Annotated in this window: 15 protein-coding genes; 2 read left to right on the forward strand and 13 right to left on the reverse strand. The window is 63.6% G+C overall.

Translation table 11 applies throughout. The features are described 5' to 3' along the window. From trpA to hutU, 8 genes are all read right to left on the reverse strand, one after another. On the reverse strand, positions 1-849 hold the full coding sequence (gene trpA, locus QM007_RS06670) for a tryptophan synthase subunit alpha (protein WP_283489248.1): 849 nt from the start codon (positions 847-849) through the stop codon (positions 1-3). After that, positions 849-2,201 (reverse strand): tryptophan synthase subunit beta, encoded by a 1,353-nt coding sequence (gene trpB / locus QM007_RS06675; RefSeq protein ID WP_283489249.1) that lies wholly within the window; start codon positions 2,199-2,201, stop codon positions 849-851. The genes trpA and trpB overlap by 1 nt, the downstream gene beginning before the upstream one ends. A 111-nt stretch (positions 2,202-2,312) precedes the next feature. Next, the gene (gene trpC / locus QM007_RS06680; RefSeq protein ID WP_283489250.1) at positions 2,313-3,140 is read right to left on the reverse strand and encodes an indole-3-glycerol phosphate synthase TrpC; all 828 of its coding nucleotides are present in this window, start codon (positions 3,138-3,140) and stop codon (positions 2,313-2,315) included. Between the two features lie 207 nt (positions 3,141-3,347). After that, positions 3,348-3,596 (reverse strand): HGxxPAAW family protein, encoded by a 249-nt coding sequence (locus QM007_RS06685; RefSeq protein WP_283489251.1) that lies wholly within the window; start codon positions 3,594-3,596, stop codon positions 3,348-3,350. A gap of 147 nt (positions 3,597-3,743) precedes the next feature. Next, entirely contained in the window at positions 3,744-5,285 is a 1,542-nt protein-coding gene (gene hutH, locus QM007_RS06690) for a histidine ammonia-lyase (protein ID WP_283489252.1), read from the reverse strand. A 144-nt stretch (positions 5,286-5,429) separates the two neighbouring features. Further along, entirely contained in the window at positions 5,430-6,437 is a 1,008-nt protein-coding gene (hutG, locus tag QM007_RS06695; protein ID WP_283489253.1) for a formimidoylglutamase, read from the reverse strand. After that, positions 6,437-7,627 carry an imidazolonepropionase gene (hutI, locus tag QM007_RS06700; RefSeq protein WP_283489254.1) on the reverse strand — a complete coding sequence of 397 codons (1,191 nt, stop codon included), beginning with the start codon at positions 7,625-7,627 and terminating at the stop codon, positions 6,437-6,439. Before hutI ends, hutG begins: the two co-directional genes overlap by 1 nt. Positions 7,628-7,629: 2 nt before the next feature. Next, positions 7,630-9,294, reverse strand: coding sequence for a urocanate hydratase (gene hutU / locus QM007_RS06705; RefSeq protein WP_283489255.1), 1,665 nt, complete (start codon positions 9,292-9,294; stop codon positions 7,630-7,632). A 147-nt stretch (positions 9,295-9,441) separates the two neighbouring features. Here hutU and hutC point away from each other — a divergent pair, with 147 nt between their 5' ends. Beyond that, entirely contained in the window at positions 9,442-10,188 is a 747-nt protein-coding gene (gene hutC, locus QM007_RS06710; RefSeq protein ID WP_283489256.1) for a histidine utilization transcriptional repressor HutC, read from the forward strand. 71 nt (positions 10,189-10,259) lie between these two features. Here the strand turns inward: hutC and QM007_RS06715 are convergent, their stop codons facing one another. Genes QM007_RS06715 through QM007_RS06730 form a run of 4 tightly spaced genes read right to left on the reverse strand, consistent with a single transcriptional unit; the run spans position 10,260 to position 13,701 of the window. Next, on the reverse strand, positions 10,260-10,883 hold the full coding sequence (locus tag QM007_RS06715; protein ID WP_283489257.1) for a Trp biosynthesis-associated membrane protein: 624 nt from the start codon (positions 10,881-10,883) through the stop codon (positions 10,260-10,262). Further along, positions 10,884-12,452, reverse strand: a complete 1,569-nt coding sequence (locus QM007_RS06720; RefSeq protein ID WP_283489258.1) for an anthranilate synthase component I — start codon at positions 12,450-12,452, stop codon at positions 10,884-10,886. 31 nt (positions 12,453-12,483) lie between these two features. Next, positions 12,484-12,879: a phosphoribosyl-AMP cyclohydrolase gene (gene hisI / locus QM007_RS06725; protein WP_283489259.1), complete on the reverse strand. Its 396-nt coding sequence runs from the start codon at positions 12,877-12,879 to the stop codon at positions 12,484-12,486. A 54-nt stretch (positions 12,880-12,933) separates the two neighbouring features. Then, entirely contained in the window at positions 12,934-13,701 is a 768-nt protein-coding gene (locus QM007_RS06730; protein ID WP_283489260.1) for a lytic transglycosylase domain-containing protein, read from the reverse strand. 178 nt (positions 13,702-13,879) lie between these two features. On the opposite strand from QM007_RS06730, the gene QM007_RS06735 reads away from it, so the two are divergent. Beyond that, positions 13,880-14,518, forward strand: coding sequence for a TIGR03085 family metal-binding protein (locus QM007_RS06735; protein WP_283489261.1), 639 nt, complete (start codon positions 13,880-13,882; stop codon positions 14,516-14,518). Positions 14,519-14,702: 184 nt separating this feature from the next. Here QM007_RS06735 and QM007_RS06740 read toward each other — a convergent pair whose 3' ends face one another. Continuing rightward, on the reverse strand, positions 14,703-15,896 hold the full coding sequence (locus tag QM007_RS06740) for an MFS transporter (protein ID WP_283489262.1): 1,194 nt from the start codon (positions 15,894-15,896) through the stop codon (positions 14,703-14,705). Between the last annotated feature and the right edge of the window lie 5 nt (positions 15,897-15,901).

Raw genomic sequence — 15,901 nt, forward strand, 5'->3', positions numbered from 1 at the left:
CTACTCGCGGCCAGCCAGCTGGCGGGTTAGGGCACCAACGGCGGACGGGCCGCCCTCAGCCAGAGCCTTCACCAGGGCGGTACCCACGATGACGCCGTCGGCGTAGGCACCGATTTCTTCAACGTGCTCGCGCTTTGAAACGCCCAGCCCCACGCAGGCAGCGGGGGCACCGGCGGCGCGCAGGTCAGATACCAGGGTCTCTGCGGCGGTGTTCACCGACGAGCGGGCACCGGTTACGCCCATGACAGAGACAGCGTAGACAAAGCCACTTGATGCCTGCGAAATCAGGGCTAGACGCTCGGGGCTAGATGAGATAGCTGCCAGGAAGATACGGTCCAGGCCGTGCTTTTCGGAGGCCTCAAACCAGTCGGCGGCCTCATCGGGTACCAGGTCGGGGGTAATCAGACCGGCGCCACCGGCAGCGGCAAGTTCCTCTGCGAAGCGGTCGACGCCGCGGCGCAGCACGGGGTTCCAGTAGGTCATCACCAGTACCACAGCATCGGTGGCGGCGGTAATCTCGCGCACAGCGTGGAAGAGATCGTCGGTGCGGAAGCCCTTCTCAATGGCCTCAACGGTGGCCCGCTGAATTACGGGGCCGTCCATGACCGGGTCCGAGTAGGGCAGGCCGAGTTCGATAATATCGACCCCGTTCTTGCCCATCTCGATGGCAGCCTCGATAGACTCGTCCACGCTGGGGTAGCCCACCGGCAGGTAGCCGATGAGGGCAGCGCGCCCCTCAGCCTTACACTCGGCGAGGCAGGCTGCCAGCTTGGAGTTGGGGTTGGGGGCAGGGAAGCTACCCTTGCGCGCGGAGTAGCGGGTTTCGTCCTGAAAATCGATGTGGCTCATTAGGCACCCTTGCTTTCGTTCCGCATAGCCTTGTCGTTCTGTGCGGTGGTCTCTGCCGCCGCTTCCTTGTTGCCCACGTTCAAGCTGGTGGAGGGAATGGCCTTGCCCAGGCCAAACCACTTGAGAGCGGTTTCCATGTCCTTATCTCCTCGTCCGGAGAGGCAGACAATCATGGACTTTTCGTGCGCGGTGGCGGGGTCTTCTGCCGCCCACTGACGGGCAACGCGCAGGGCACCTGCCAGCGCATGAGCCGATTCGAGGGCGGGGATGATACCTTCGGTGCGGCAGAGCAGACGCAGGGCGTCCATGGCTTCGGTGTCGGTGACAGCCTGGTAGTCGACGCGGCCGATGTCTGAGAGGTAGGCGTGTTCGGGGCCGACGCCGGGGTAGTCGAGGCCCGCTGAGATGGAGTGGGACTCGATGGTTTGGCCGTCCTCGTCCTGCATGAGGTAGGTGATGGCGCCGTGGAGCATGCCGGGGCGGCCCAGGGAGATGGTGGCGGCGTGGCGGTCGGTATCGATTCCGTCGCCGCCGGCTTCGAAGCCGTAGATTTTGACGTCGGCGTCGTCGAGGAAGGCGTGGAAGAGGCCGATGGCGTTGGAGCCACCGCCGACGCAGGCTGCGATGCCGGTAGGTAGGGTGCCTGTTGCTTCAAGGAACTGTTCGCGGGCTTCGGTGCCGATGGCGTCGTGGAAGTAGCGCACCATGGCGGGGAAGGGGTGGGCGCCGGCTGCAGTTCCCAGCAGGTAGTGGGTGGTGTCGACATTGGAGACCCAGTCGCGCAGGGCCTCGTTGATGGCGTCTTTGAGGGTGCGGGAACCGGTCTGCACGGCAATGACGGTGGCACCCAGTAGCTGCATGCGGGCGACGTTCAGGGCCTGACGTTCGGTGTCTTCTTCGCCCATGTAGACCACGCATTCCATGCCGAAGAGGGCGGCGGCGGTGGCGGTAGCAACGCCGTGCTGGCCTGCACCGGTTTCGGCAATGAGGCGGGTCTTACCCATACGCTTGGCCAGCAGGGCCTGGCCGATGACGTTGTTAATTTTGTGAGACCCGGTGTGGTTGAGGTCTTCCCGCTTGAGGAAGAAGCGCACTCCCCCGGCTTCTGCCGAGAGGCGGGGCACCTCGGTCAGCAGGGAGGGGCGGTTGGAGTATTCGGCTGACAGGCGGCGGAACTCGGCTAGGAATTCGGGGTCGTTTTTAGCCTCGTTGAAGGTGGCTTCGAGCTCATCCATGGCGGCGATCAGGGATTCTGCCATGTAGCGCCCGCCGTACTGCCCAAAGTAGGGGCCGGGCGCGTTTTTGAGGCTCTGGCCCGAGGCCAGGAATTGATCTGCGAGGGTTTCAGTCATGGGGTTTCCCTTCGGTGGGCTGGTCGTAAAGTTTTTAGGTGTGGGGCGGACGCCTGGGCTCGGCTCTCTCGGGGCACGGCAGGCGCGGTGCTGGGTAAGTGGGGTGTGGGGTTAGGCTGATGCGGACGCCAACCAGGCTTGACGGGCCTGGCTACCGGCGGCGCGGAAGTCGCGCAGGGTCTCGGCGGGGGTGCCAGATTTTACGAGGGCCTCGCCCACCAGCACAGCCTTGGCGCCGTGTGAGGCGTAGTTGGCGACGTCCTCGGGGCTGGCAACACCCGACTCAGCCACGATGATGGCGTCTGCGGGCAGCAGGGGGGCTAGCTTGCTGAAGTTGGCGTTATCGACTTCGAGGGTCTTGAGGTTGCGCACGTTGACGCCTACGATGCGGGCGCCCACTGCAACAGCCCGTTCGATTTCTTCGGGGGTGTGGGTTTCGACCAGGGCGTTCATACCCAGCTCATGCGTGAGGTCGAGGAAGCGGCGCAGGGTGTCGTCATCGAGGGCAGCAACGATGAGCAGGACCAGGTCGGCACCGTGGGCGCGGGCCTCCCAGATTTGGTACTCGTCGACGGTGAAGTCCTTGCGCAGAACTGGGATACTGACAGCTGCACGGACGGCGTCCAAGTCAGCCAGGGTCCCCTTGAAGCGGCGTTCTTCGGTCAGCACCGAAATAGCGGCCGCTCCCCCGGCCTGGTAGGCGGCGGCCAGTTCGGCGGGGTCGGGGATGTCGGAGAGGGCGCCCTTAGACGGTGAGGAACGTTTGACCTCAGAAATGATTTCAACACTGCCAGCTTCGGCACCACGCAGGGCAGCTAGGGCATCAAGCGCGGGAGCCTGGGCGGCTGCCTGCTTCTTGAGCTCTTCAAGTGGCAGGGCGGCGCGGCGGGTTTCGAGATCTTCGCGGACGCCTACGATGATGTCGTCAAGTACGGTCATGGTGCCCCTTGGTGCTGGTGCGCGGACGGCGCAGGTTGGGTTGGTCGTGCCCCTCTAGTATCGCTCAGGTGGCTGAGCGTTTGCCAGATGGGTTCACCCGGTGAGAACAAGTCTAAGAATGACCGGGGTAGCTGGAAGAGCACAAGGGGCACCTCGCGTCTGTGCGGGGTGCCCCTTCTCTAAACCTCACCCGGGTGGGTACAGGTTTTAGTGATGGTACTTGGTGTGCTTGCCGCCCTGGCCGTAGCCTGCTGAGCGAAGCACGATACCGGCGACAACGCCGATGGCGATGATGGCGACACCGACAACGAAGATGGGGGTGTTTGAGATGCAGAAGCCAACGGCGCCGATGATTGCGCCGGCAATCATGATGATGACCATGGCCCATGAGGCGGCGGTATTGCCGTGGTTGTTGTAGGGCAGGTCGGGGACCATCTCAACGGTCTGCTGTGCCATGTGAGTCTCCTTGTAGTGTGTGGGCGTGCGCTTGCCGGTGTATGGGGTGCTGAGCACACGGGTGCTTATCTCTATCTTAGAAGATAGCGGGCTCTTTGGCCCAGTTTAGGCACCCGTGTGCCTTTTTATTTCCGTAAGACGGAAGAACTAGGCAAGACGGCCAGTGACGCTCTCAGCCGCAGCCAGCAGTTCACCGTTGGCGACTAGTTCGACGGTCTGCTCGATTTCGGGTGAGAGGAAGCGGTCGGGGCCGGGGCCAGCGACATCCTTGCGCAGGCGCCTAACCACAGCGGCAGTTGCCGGGGCGGGGGTCTGCGGGGCGCGCAGGTCGATACCGCGGGCGGCGGTCAGGATTTCGATGGCGAGGACGCGGGTGAGCCCGTCCACCGCCTTGCGCAGCTTGCGGGCAGCCGACCAGCCCATAGAGACGTGGTCCTCCTGCATGGCAGACGAAGGAATGGAGTCGGCAGAAGCAGGAACAGCCAGGCGCTTGAGCTCAGAGACAATCGCGGCCTGGGTGTACTGGGCAATCATGTGGCCCGAGTCCACGCCGGGGTCGTCGGCCAGGAAGGGCGGCAGGCCGCGGTTGCGGGCAACATCGAGGAAGCGGTCGGTGCGGCGCTCCGAGATAGAGGCAGCATCGGCCACGGCAATAGCCAGGAAGTCCAGCACATAGGCGACCGGGGCGCCGTGGAAGTTACCGTTGGATTCCACACGGCCGTCCAGGGTCACCACGGGGTTATCGACCGCCGATGCCAGCTCGCGCAGGGCAACAGTGCGGGCGTGCTCGATGGTGTCGCGCACAGCACCGGCAACCTGGGGTGCGCAGCGCAGGGAGTAGGCGTCCTGCACGTAGGTGGTCACGTTCTCGGCGTGGTGCTGGATAATACCGGAGCCCTCCAGCACCTTCTTCATGTTGGCAGCCGCTGCCCCCTGGCCGGGGTGGGGTCGCAACTCGTGCAGCTCGGGGGCGAAGACGCGGTCGGTACCGGCAAGCCCCTCAACGCTCATGGCCGCAGCGACGTCGGCGAGCTTGACCAGGGCGTCCAGGTCGGTCAGGGCCATGACCAGCATGCCCAGCATGCCGTCGGTGCCGTTGATGAGGGCCAGGCCCTCCTTTTCAGCCAGTTCGACCGCGGTCAGCCCGAACTTCTCGAAAGCCTCTGCGGTCTCGTAGAGCTGGCCGTCGGCGTCCCGCACCTGGCCCTCGCCAATGATGGCCAGGGCGCAGTGGGACAGGGGTGCCAAATCGCCGGAGCAGCCCAGCGAACCGTACTCGCGCACTACCGGGGTCAGCCCGGCTGACAGCATATCGGCGTAGGCCTGGGCGACGACCGGACGGACGCCGGTGCGACCGGTTGCCAGGGTTGAAAGACGCAGAAGCATGAGGGCGCGAATGACCTCGGTCTCGACCTCGGGGCCGGAGCCTGCCGCGTGGGAGCGAATCAGGCCGCGTTGCAGGGCCTTGCGCATCTCCAGGGGAATGTGCTTGTTAGCCAGGGCGCCAAAGCCGGTGGAGACGCCGTAGACGGGGGTGTCGGAGTTAGCGAGGTCGCGAATACGCTGGCTAGATTTTTCGATTTCGGCCAGGGCTTCGTCGCTGAGGGTGACGGCCGCGCCGTGGCGGGCAACTGCGATCAGGTCGGCAAAGCTCACGGGCCCAAGGCCTACGGTGACAGTGGTGGTCATGGTTTTCTCCTTTGAAAGTGTATGAGGTGAAGCAGGGTCGGCAGCGAAGCTGCTGGCTGCGGGGCTGGCGTGAATCGCTTGTGAGCGCTAGCGAACCAGCGAGAGGGTCGGCAGCGAGCGCGAGCCTGCAGAACCTATAGAGTTTTACTCCGGCAGAGGCGTATGCCGGGTCAGGACGGTGTGCATCAGGCGGGCGGCGGTCTTGGCGGTGCGTCCGTCGATGTCGAGGGAGGGGTTGAGTTCTGCCACGTCGAAGGCGGCGAGCTTACCCGAGGCGGCGACCTTACCCATGATGCGGTTGATGATGGCTGCATCAACCCCGAGGGCGGCCGGAGCGCTGACGCCGGGGGCAACGGCTGCCGGCAGCACATCAAGGTCGAGGGTCAGGTAGATTAGGTCAACATTTGCGGTGAAGACCTCAATGAACTTGTCGATGGCTTGCAGGTTGCCCCAGTGGGTTTCTTCATCGAGTAGGTAGTGCACGCGGGCGCGGTCTGCGGCGTCGAAGAGCACCTGGGTGTTGGCTGCCTCAGAGATGCCCACGACCGCGTAGGTCAGCTCGGTGCCTGCCCATTCTTCGTCGGCGAGCGCCTGGCTGAAGGGGGTTCCGCTGGTGGGTTCGTCCGCTTGGCGCAGGTCGAAGTGGGCGTCCAGGTTCAGGATGCCGATACGCGCAGGTTTTCCCTGCCCCCAGTGGTTTTTTCTGCGGGCGGACGCCGCCAGCCCCTTATAGGTGCCATAGGCGACTTCGTGCCCGCCGCCGAGGACCACCGGTAGGGAGCCCGCGTCGATGATGGCGGTGACGGCCTCCGATAGCCTGCGGTGGCCACCGACCAGGTCGCGGTGGGTGACGACAACGTCACCGGCATCGCCCAGGACCAGGTCAGTGCGGCGGTTACCGGTGGTTCCCTGAGCCAGGGCTAGGGTTCCCAGGGCTGAGCGCAGGGCGCTGGGGCCTTCTGCTGCGCCGGTGCGCCCCTGGTTGCGGCGGACCCCCTCGTCGGAGGCAAAGCCGACGAAGACCGCGTCCGGGCGCTGAGTCACCTTGGCAAGCGGCTGCACCGTCTGGAAGAGCCTGCGGTGCTCGGCACCGGGCCCGTCGTTGCGTCCGCTCCAGGTCGGGGCCTGCCGGTCGGTGATTGCCTGAATCACTAGTTTTCCTCCTCGTGCAGGTGTACGACGGTTTGCCCGTCCTTCCAGACGCCTGCAACCAGGGGCACGCCGGGGCGGTAGGCTAGGTGCAGGTGGTTGGGGGCGTCCAGGGCGAGGACGTCGGCGCGGGCTCCCACGGTGATGGCACCGATGTCGGTGCGCCCCAGGGCTGCCGCTCCCCCGGCTGTTGCTGCCCAAACAGCTTCGTCGGGGCTCATGTGCAGATCTCGCACGGCCAGGGCGATGCAGAAGGGGATGGAGGTGGTGAAGGAGGTACCGGGGTTGCAGTCAGCACCCAGGGCCACCGTTGCCCCGGCGTCTAGCAGGCGGCGGGCGTCGGGGTAGGCGCCCCGGGTTGAGAAATCTGCCCCGGGCAGCACGGTAGCCACCGTGGAGCTATTAGCCAGGGCGTCGACGTCCGCGTCCGTCAGGTAAACCACGTGATCCACGCTGGCAGCGCCCAATTCAACGGCCAGCTGCACACCGGCCCCGTAGGTCAACTGGTTCCCGTGCACGCGCGCCTTCAAACCGGCAGCCATACCGGCCTGCAAAACAGCCCGCGATTCGTCCTCGCTAAAAGCCCCGCGTTCGCAGAACACGTCAATCCATGAGGCGTAGGGGGCGCACTCGGGAATCATGGTGTCAACCACCATCTGCACGTACTCATCGTGCTTATCCCGGTACTCCGGCGGAGCCACGTGGGCAGCTAGCAGGGTCACCTCTTCGGTACAGGAAGCGGCAACCTGCACCGACTTCAACTCAGACTCAGCCGACTGGCCGTAGCCGGTCTTCACCTCAATCGTGGTCGCCCCGGCCCGGGCGTACTCCTGCATAAGCAAGCGGGTATTGAGTTCCAACTCAGCTGCACTCGCTGCCCGGGTGGCCTCGATGGTGGTGCGGATGCCACCGGCCTCGTAGGGTTTGCCCTCCATGCGGGCAGCAAACTCGTGGGAGCGGTCACCGGCAAAAACCAGGTGGGAGTGGGATTCCACAAAGCCCGGCAGCACAGCTCGCCCGCCCAGATCAACGCAGCGGTCGGACGCCGGTGCCTGGCTGGTAGAGCCAACCCAGGCAATCCGGCCCTGCTCCACCACAAAGGCGGCGTTCTCAAGCACACCCAGGGGCCCGCGGTCCAGAGTGGGGTCGTTAGTAACCAGGGACCCGATATTGGTAAAGAGACGGCTGGTCATGGCTAGCGGTTTTCCTGCATGGGAATACGGACCCCGCGCTCAGCGGCAACCTGCTGGGCGTACTCGTAGCCGGCGTCCGCATGGCGAATCACGCCCATGCCGGGGTCGTTGGTCAGCACCCGCTCCAGCTTGGCAGCTGCCAGCTCAGAACCGTCGGCAATGCAGACCTGGCCCGCATGGATAGAGCGGCCCATACCTACGCCGCCACCGTGGTGAATGGAGACCCAGGAAGCACCCGATGAGGTGTTGACCAGGGCGTTGAGCAGGGGCCAGTCGGCAACGGCGTCGGTGCCGTCCTTCATGCCCTCGGTTTCGCGGTAGGGGGAGGCTACCGAACCTGAATCCAGGTGGTCACGGCCAATGGCGATGGGGGCAGAGAGCTCACCGCTAGCTACCATCTCGTTGAACTTGAGACCTGCCCTGTGGCGCTCGCCGTAGCCCAGCCAGCAGATACGGGCGGGCAGACCCTCGTAGGCGACCTTTTCACCGGCCATGGTGATCCAGCGCTTGAGGTGCTCGTTCTCGGGGAAGAGTTCAAGAATGGCCTGGTCGGTCTTCTTGATGTCCTCGGGGTCGCCGGAGAGGGCGCACCAGCGGAAGGGGCCCAGGCCCTCTTCGAAGAGGGGGCGGATGTAGGCGGGCACAAAGCCGGGGAAGTCGAAGGCTCGCTGGTAGCCGGCCTTGCGGGCCTCGTCGCGAATCGAGTTGCCGTAGTCGAAGACCTCGGCACCGGCGTCCATAAAGCCAACCATTGCCTCAACGTGGGCTGCCATAGCCTCACGGGAACGCTTGGTGAAGAGCTCGGGGTCGCGGGCGGCTTCTGCCTTCCAGTCCTCAAAGGTAACCTCGGTGGGCAGGTAGCTGAGCGGGTCATGGGCGCTGGTCTGGTCGGTGACGATGTCGATGGGAGCCTTGCGGCGCAGCAGCTCGGGGAAAATCTCGGCAGCGTTGCCGACGACGCCGATGGACAGGGGCTTTTTAGCGTCGCGGGCCTCGATGGCCAGCTCTAGGGCGTGGTCGAGATCGCGGGCCTTGATGTCTAGGTACTTGTGGTCGATGCGGCGGTCAACGCGGGACTCATCAACGTCCACACAGATTGCTACGCCCTCGTTCATGGTCACTGCCAGGGGCTGGGCCCCGCCCATGCCGCCCAGGCCTGCGGTGAGGGTAATGGTACCTGCCAGGGTGCCATTAAATCGCTTGCGGGCTACTGCACCGAAGGTCTCGTAGGTGCCCTGCAGAATGCCCTGGGTGCCGATGTAGATCCAGGAGCCAGCGGTCATCTGGCCGTACATCATCAGACCTTCGGCTTCGAGCTTGCGGAAGTGCTCCCAGTTGGCCCAGTCCCCCACCAGGTTGGAGTTGGCCAGCAGCACACGCGGGGCCCACTCATTGGTGCGGAAGACGCCCACGGGCTTGCCGGACTGTACCAGCATGGTCTCGTCATTTTTAAGGGTCTTGAGGGTGGCGATAATGGCGTCGAAGGCCTCCCAGGAGCGGGCTGCGCGGCCGGTGCCGCCGTAGACCACCAGGTTATCGGGGTGCTCGGCTACCTCGGGGTCGAGGTTGTTCATGAGCATGCGCAGGGCGCCTTCCTGCTGCCAGCCAAGGGTGTTGAGTTCGGAGCCGCGAGGGGCGCGGACGGGGCGGGGGCCGCTGGTGGTCATGTCTACTCCTTTGTACATGATGGTCTGCTTTGCCCAGCTTCTGGTTCTTTACTTTTGCCTGACCGCGCCGGGGCGGTACAGTGGAAAGATGAAGAGGGTCACACACCTATCTTCTTGTATATACAACTGGTTGTCAATGGAGTAGGCGTGGAAAAAATTACCGACTTGTCCCAGCAGTTCGCTGACCACAAGGCCGCAAAAACCCCCGCCTACCAGCTGCTCAAAACCATCATCACCGAGCAGATCAACAGCGGCCACTGGGCAGCGGGCGAAACCATCCCCTCAGAAAACGAGCTCGCTAACGCCCTGGGTCTCTCCCGCATGACGGTCAACCGAGCTATCCGCGAGATGACGCTTGAGGGCCTGCTCGTGCGGGCGCGTGGAGTGGGTACTTTCGTTGCCGAACATAAGAACTCATCTGCCCTCTTTGAGGTGCGCAATATTGCAGATGAGATTGCCGAACGGGGCCATACCCACAGCAGTACAGTACTCACCCTCGAAGAGATACCGGCAGCCCAGGCCCAGCGCCGCCTAGCCCCCGAGCTGGGCGAAAGGGTCTTCCACAGCGTGCTGGTCCACTACGACGACGGGCTGCCCATCCAGCGCGAAGAACGCTACGTCAACGCCGTAGCCATACCCGACTATCTAGAGCAGGACTTCACCAGCATTACCCCCAACTTTTATCTGGGGCAGTGCTCCCCTATCACCCGGGGGACGCACACCGTTGAAGCGGTGCTGCCCACTAGCTCACAGGCGTCCGACCTGCAGATCAACCCCACCGAGCCCTGCCTACGTCTACTGCGCAGCACCTGGTCAGGCGATGAGTTCATCAGCCAGGTGGTACTCCTGCACCCCGGTTCCCGCAGCCGCCTAGAGGGCTCCTTCGGCCTATAACCCCCTCTAGATACAGCAAAGCCGCAGCCCGCTATCGCAGCGGGTCTGCGGCTTTAGACGTCCTACCCCTCTTACAGGGTGGGGTCCTTACCCTCGCTCAGGGAGTCCCAGGCGTCGATTTCGTCCGTTTCTTCGGCAGAAGCCACGCGGGCTGCCCGGGCAGCTGACCGATCGTACTTGCGCCCGGTCTTCCAGCGGGAGGTAGCAACAAAGGCCCATACACCGGCAAGGGCAACCAGCACACCGCACACGGTCGCCAGCAGGGGCATGGCGGTCACAGCGTAGGAGTTAGCCGGGGCGTTGGTGCCGGTCATCGCGCTGACCTGGGCCATAGACGCAGCCTGTGGGTCGGCGTTCACACCAAATGCAGCTACTGCCAGACCTAGCCCTACACCCACCAGCAAGAGGGCCAGCACCTTCCGGAGCTTAGGACCGGCAATCCGCAGGGCAACGGAGGCCACCAGGGCAACCAGGGCCAGGGCAGAGACGGTAGGGCCGGCGTCCGCCCCCGAAATGTCCAGGGTGGAGGTCGAAACGACCGTGCTGACCTCGGCGCGAATCCAGGTCGGCAAAGTGGTGAGGAAGGCGGCGGCAGAAACCGCCATGGCCCCCAGCATCACACGGGCAGGCTTAGCCCAGCCCGGCACCCGGCGCGCGGTAGCAACCTCAGCAGGCTGGGCCTGTGACTCGCTCATTTAGTCAATCACCTCGGTCGACAGGGGCGCCAGACCCGACGCGGTAAGCACCGCACGCAGGGGCGCTGCTGCCTTATTTACGGTTTCCTGGGCTTCAGAAGCGGGCACCGAGTCCATGACGATACCGGCACCAGCCTGCACGTAGGCGCGTCCGCTCTTGAGCACCGCGGTGCGGATGGCAATAGCCATGTCCATGTTGCCCGCAAAGTCGAAGTAGCCGCAGACCCCGCCGTAAACACCGCGAGCGCTCACCTCGTACTCGTCGAGCAGCTGCATGGCGCGGGGCTTGGGCGCGCCCGAGAGGGTGCCTGCGGGGAAGGCTACGCGCAGTACGTCGTAGGCGTTCATGCCCTCGGCCAGCTGGGCCTGCACCTCGGAGGAGATGTGCATGATGTGGCTGAATCGCTCGATTTCCATGAACTGGGTGACGTTGACGGAACCGGGTACCGCGACGCGGGAGAGGTCGTTGCGGGCCAGGTCAATGAGCATGAGGTGCTCGGAGCGTTCTTTTTCGTCGGCAAGCAGCTCTTCGGCCAGAGCCAGATCTTCTTCGCGGGTGGCGCCGCGCGGACGGGACCCCGCGATGGGGTGGGTGGTGGCGGTGCCGTTTTTGAGGGTGACCAGGGCTTCGGGGGAAGAACCGACAATCTGGAAGGGCTCGCCGTCTTCGGTGGATTCGAAGTTGAAGAGATACATGTAGGGCGAGGGGTTGGACTGGCGTAGCACCCGGTAGACGTCCAGGGCACTGGCGCGGTTTTCTGCCTCGAAACGGCGGGAGATCACGATCTGGAAGACGTCGCCGTCGATGATGTTTTTCTTGGACTTTTCAATGGCGTCCAAGAAACCCTGCTCCGCCCAGGTGTGCTTGACCTGGGCGACCTGCGCCTCGACGTCCGCTGTGCCGGTGAGGGTTGAGACCGACTCGGGGGCGGGCTGGGCGAGTTTGTCCATCATGGCGTAGACGCGGGAGAGCGCATCAGCGTAGGCGGCGTCGATGTTGTCGTCGGTGCCGTTGAAGTTGATGGCGTTGGCAATCAGGGTGACGGTGCCGTCGGAGTTATCGTGCACTGCCATGTCTGAGACGATGTTCAGGGCGAACTCGGGCAGGTTGACGTCGTCCGCCGGGCCGCCGGGTAGTTTCTCCCAGTGGCGCACGACGTCCCAGCCCATGTAGCCGACCAGGCCGCTGGTGAGCGGGGGTAGGTTATCGAGGGGCTCGGTGTGCAGCATCTCCAGGGTCTGGCGGATTGCTTCGACGGGGTCGCCCTCGACGGGAGCACCGGCAGGGGTCAGGCCCTGCCAGACAATCTGCCCGTTCTTGGTGGTGAGGGTTGAGCGGCTTGAGGCACCGATAAAGGAGTAGCGGGACCACTGCTTCTGCTCGTTGGCTGACTCCAGCAGGAAGGTGCCGGGGGCGGGTGCGCCGTCGGCGGCAACCAGGGCACGGTAGATACCGATGGGGGTCATGGCGTCTGCGAGAACTTTGACGCGCACGGGAATAACGCGGCGGCTGGCAGCTAGTTCACGGAACTCTTCTAGGGTCGGTTCTACGATTCCCAAGTCGTGCATGGTGTCCTCTGGTTGTGGTGTGTCTGGGGTGCTATTCGGGGCGGACGCCGGTGGCAGCTGGCAGGGCGCCCCCGGCGTGGAAGCAGGTGGTGGTGCCGGTGTGGCAGGCTGCCCCTACCTGGTCTGCCTCGATGAGCAGGGCGTCGCCGTCGCAGTCGATGCTGACGCTTTTGACATACTGGTAGTGGCCGCTGGTGTCGCCCTTTCGCCAGTATTCCTGGCGGGAGCGGGACCAGAAGGTGACCCGCCCTTCGGTGAGGGTACGGCGTAGGGCTTCGTCGTTCATCCAGCCGAGCATGAGCACGTCGCGGGTGTCGTACTGCTGGATGATGGCAGCGAATAGGCCGTGTTCATCGCGTTTGAGGCGGGCGGCGATATCGGCGGGCAGTGAAGCGCCCTCGGTGGCGCTGGGTGCTGGTGTACTCACCTTTCCATCCTAGCTGATGGCGCTAGCGGCTCTCGGGCGGCTCTCACCATCTGGCTACGGGCTGGTGCTGGTGCTTGTAGGGCTAGTGCCTGCGCTAGGTGGAGCAACCTGCCGGTAGGTTTCTGCGTGGTGAGCTACCTGGTTGGCGTAGACCACCGACCGGTTGTAGGCCAGCACTCCGCGCTGCCAGCCCTCGTCGGTGCTGGTGTCGCGCTGCCCCTGGCAGAGGTAGACGGCGGTGGTCAGAGCCGCGTCGTCGATCTGGTGAGGGTCGCGCTTGCCGTCGGCGTTGCCGTCCTGCCCGATGTAATCCCAGGTGGAGGGGATGAACTGGAGCGGCCCCACGGCGCGGTCCCACTGGGTGTCGTCATCGAGTTGCCCGCCGTCGGAGTCTTCAATCGCCATCACCCCTTCGGACCCGTCGAGGGCCGGGCCAAAAATCTTGGGGGTTACCTGGCCGTCCCCATCGGTGCTGGCACCCCGGTAGGTGCCGTGCAGGGTTTCCACCGCGCCGATGCCCGCGATGGTGTTCCAGCCCAACCTGCACTCCGGGTAGGTCTGCGCCACGCGCAAGGACGCCCCCGCATACGCCGCCAGCACCCGCCGGGGAATATCGGTCGTATCCGCTGTGGCATCGAGCCAGGCACTGTCGGCCAGCTCGGCGATAGGGGTCTGCTCTGTTACGCCCTGTTGCGCGGACGCCGGCAGCACCTGCTCAGGTGCGGCAGGCAGCCTGGTGGGAAGCTCCTCCCGTGAAGAACCCTGGAACGAGGATGAGCAACCGCTCACAGCTAGAACAGCCAGGGTAAGCAAGGGGGTCATGCGAGATTTGGTAGAAACTGTCATACGACCTTTCAGGGGTTGGGTTCTGGTGAAAGCCTAGCGGCCGCGGGTCAAGGCGGGATGGGCGGACGCTGAATATTTCCTGCAAGCCGTAACCTGACTCAAGGGCAGCCTCGACTCGCCCTCCCGGGCCCGGCTTCGGGTTTAGACTGGGTGTATGACTTCTTCTGCCCTTGTTACCTCAGAACGCACCGCCCTGCTCGAGGCTCTTGCTGACGCGGGGCCGTCCGCCCCCACCCTCTGCGAGGGCTGGGAAACCCGCCATCTGGCAGCCCACCTGCTGCTGCGGGAGTCCAAGCCAATGCTGGCAGCTGGCGTGGTGGGCGGGCCGCTGGAAGCACGCACCGAGCGTCACACCAACCAGCTCGCCGATGAGCTGACCGGCCAGCGCCGCTACGAGAAGGCCCTGCGTGATTTTGAGGCGCAGCCGGGTTACCTACACATGCGCAGGCGCTTCCCGGGCCTGGACGAAGCAATGAACCTGGTCGAGTATTTTGTGCATACCGAGGACGTCCGCCGCGCCTTACTCGCTGACGGCGAGCAGCCTGCCCCGCGCGAGCTGGCTGAGGGTGTGCAGGAGAAGATGTGGAAGGTGCTGCGGGCGCGTGCTCGCCTGATGGCCGGGAAGAAGTACCCTCACGGGCTGGTGCTGGAAGCGCCGGGCTACTCCCCCGCTGTTCATACTGTGATTGCTCCGCCTACTGGCCAGGTTGCGACCGTGCTGACCGGCGATCCGGGCGAACTGGTGCTCTACCTGTTCGGGCGCGAGGCTGCGGCCCGGGTTGAGGTGAGCTAAGGGCCGGTTGTGGCACACGTGCGCTCCGACCTGCCCCACCCCAAGTAGGGACCAGAAAACTCCCAATAGTATGTGTGCACCACAAGGATTTCGGGAGGAACCTGGTCCCTAGTTGCTACATAGCCTCTGCTGCCAGGTAGCCCGGCAGCCAGCACGGTACCTTCCCGGTCAGGAGCCCGGGTCGCTAGCGACTCCATTTACGAATCTGCCGAAGAACTAAGAACAGCAATATTGCCCCTGTGGCTATAGCCCCACAGCCAATCACCACCTGCTGAGGTTCGCCTAAGAGATACGGGGTTCCCAGCATCTTGCCTAATCCGGCTAGAAGTGTAAAGCTCACACTCACCATAGCCCATACCTGACCGGTATGTTCCTCAGGAACTTGCTCATAAACAGAAGAACGCACCCCCACGTTATGCACGGCATTACCTATCCCCCCGATCAAAAAGGCCACAGCAATCACAGGTGCATAGGGAAGCATTCCTTCCACCACAATGGCCAGGGAAATAGCCAGACCGCCTAGTATCAAAGATTGATAGGTAGACAGTGAAAACCAGCGCCGATTGGGTATAGCCGAACCAAGTAGAAGCCCCAATGACCAGAAGGCGGTTAAGGCAGCATAACCCGCTGGCCCTGGATTTTCTACCATGCCAGAGAAGGCTCCGGCGATAAAATCGCCACCCACCTGCTGGAGGTAGATAAGGCCAGAGAGGTCTTCTGCTGACGTTGCGATCACAACCAAGTACATCACCGGAAGGTACGCTAGAAGCCCTAAACTCTTACTCAAAGCCCCCAGCCCGAGGGCAGCGTCTTTGAAACTGAGTTTCTCAAGTTGAGGAGCCTCACCCTTCGGAGCCACCTTAAGTAACAGCAGTACTGCCGGGACTTGTAATGCGAAGGCAAACAGGAAGCAAGCGTGGGGTGCTACTGCGTAGAGCAAAGCCGCACCTGCCGGAGTGACCACACCCAGCACAGCTCCCATCCCCACAAGGAATGAACTTGCAGAAGTCTGCGTCATACCGGGAGTCTTAGGAAGAGCCTTGAAAATAGCAGTTCCACTGACCACCTCAGCAGCAGTTATACAGGCTAGGAGTACTAGCCAAAACCACGGAGTAGAAGTTAGATGTAACCCCAAGGTCAAAAAGGCACTCGTGCTAGTAGCGCCAATCCACAAAGTTCTTAGGTTGCTCCGGTCAACCCATGCTCCTAATGGTGCAGCGCAGACTGCGCCGGTGAGCATGCTGACCAAAGCTACAGCTGTCATTCCCCAAGGGCTTGAGTCCTGGGCGAAGCGGAAAAGAAGCAGAAAATATATAGTTGCACTGGCAAAGGCATCGAGAAAGATCACCGTTTTCACGGTTGTTTTCAGCCCAAACATGGATC

Origin of the sequence: Rothia sp. SD9660Na, assembly GCF_030064065.1 — a bacterium.
GTDB lineage: Bacteria > Actinomycetota > Actinomycetes > Actinomycetales > Micrococcaceae > Rothia.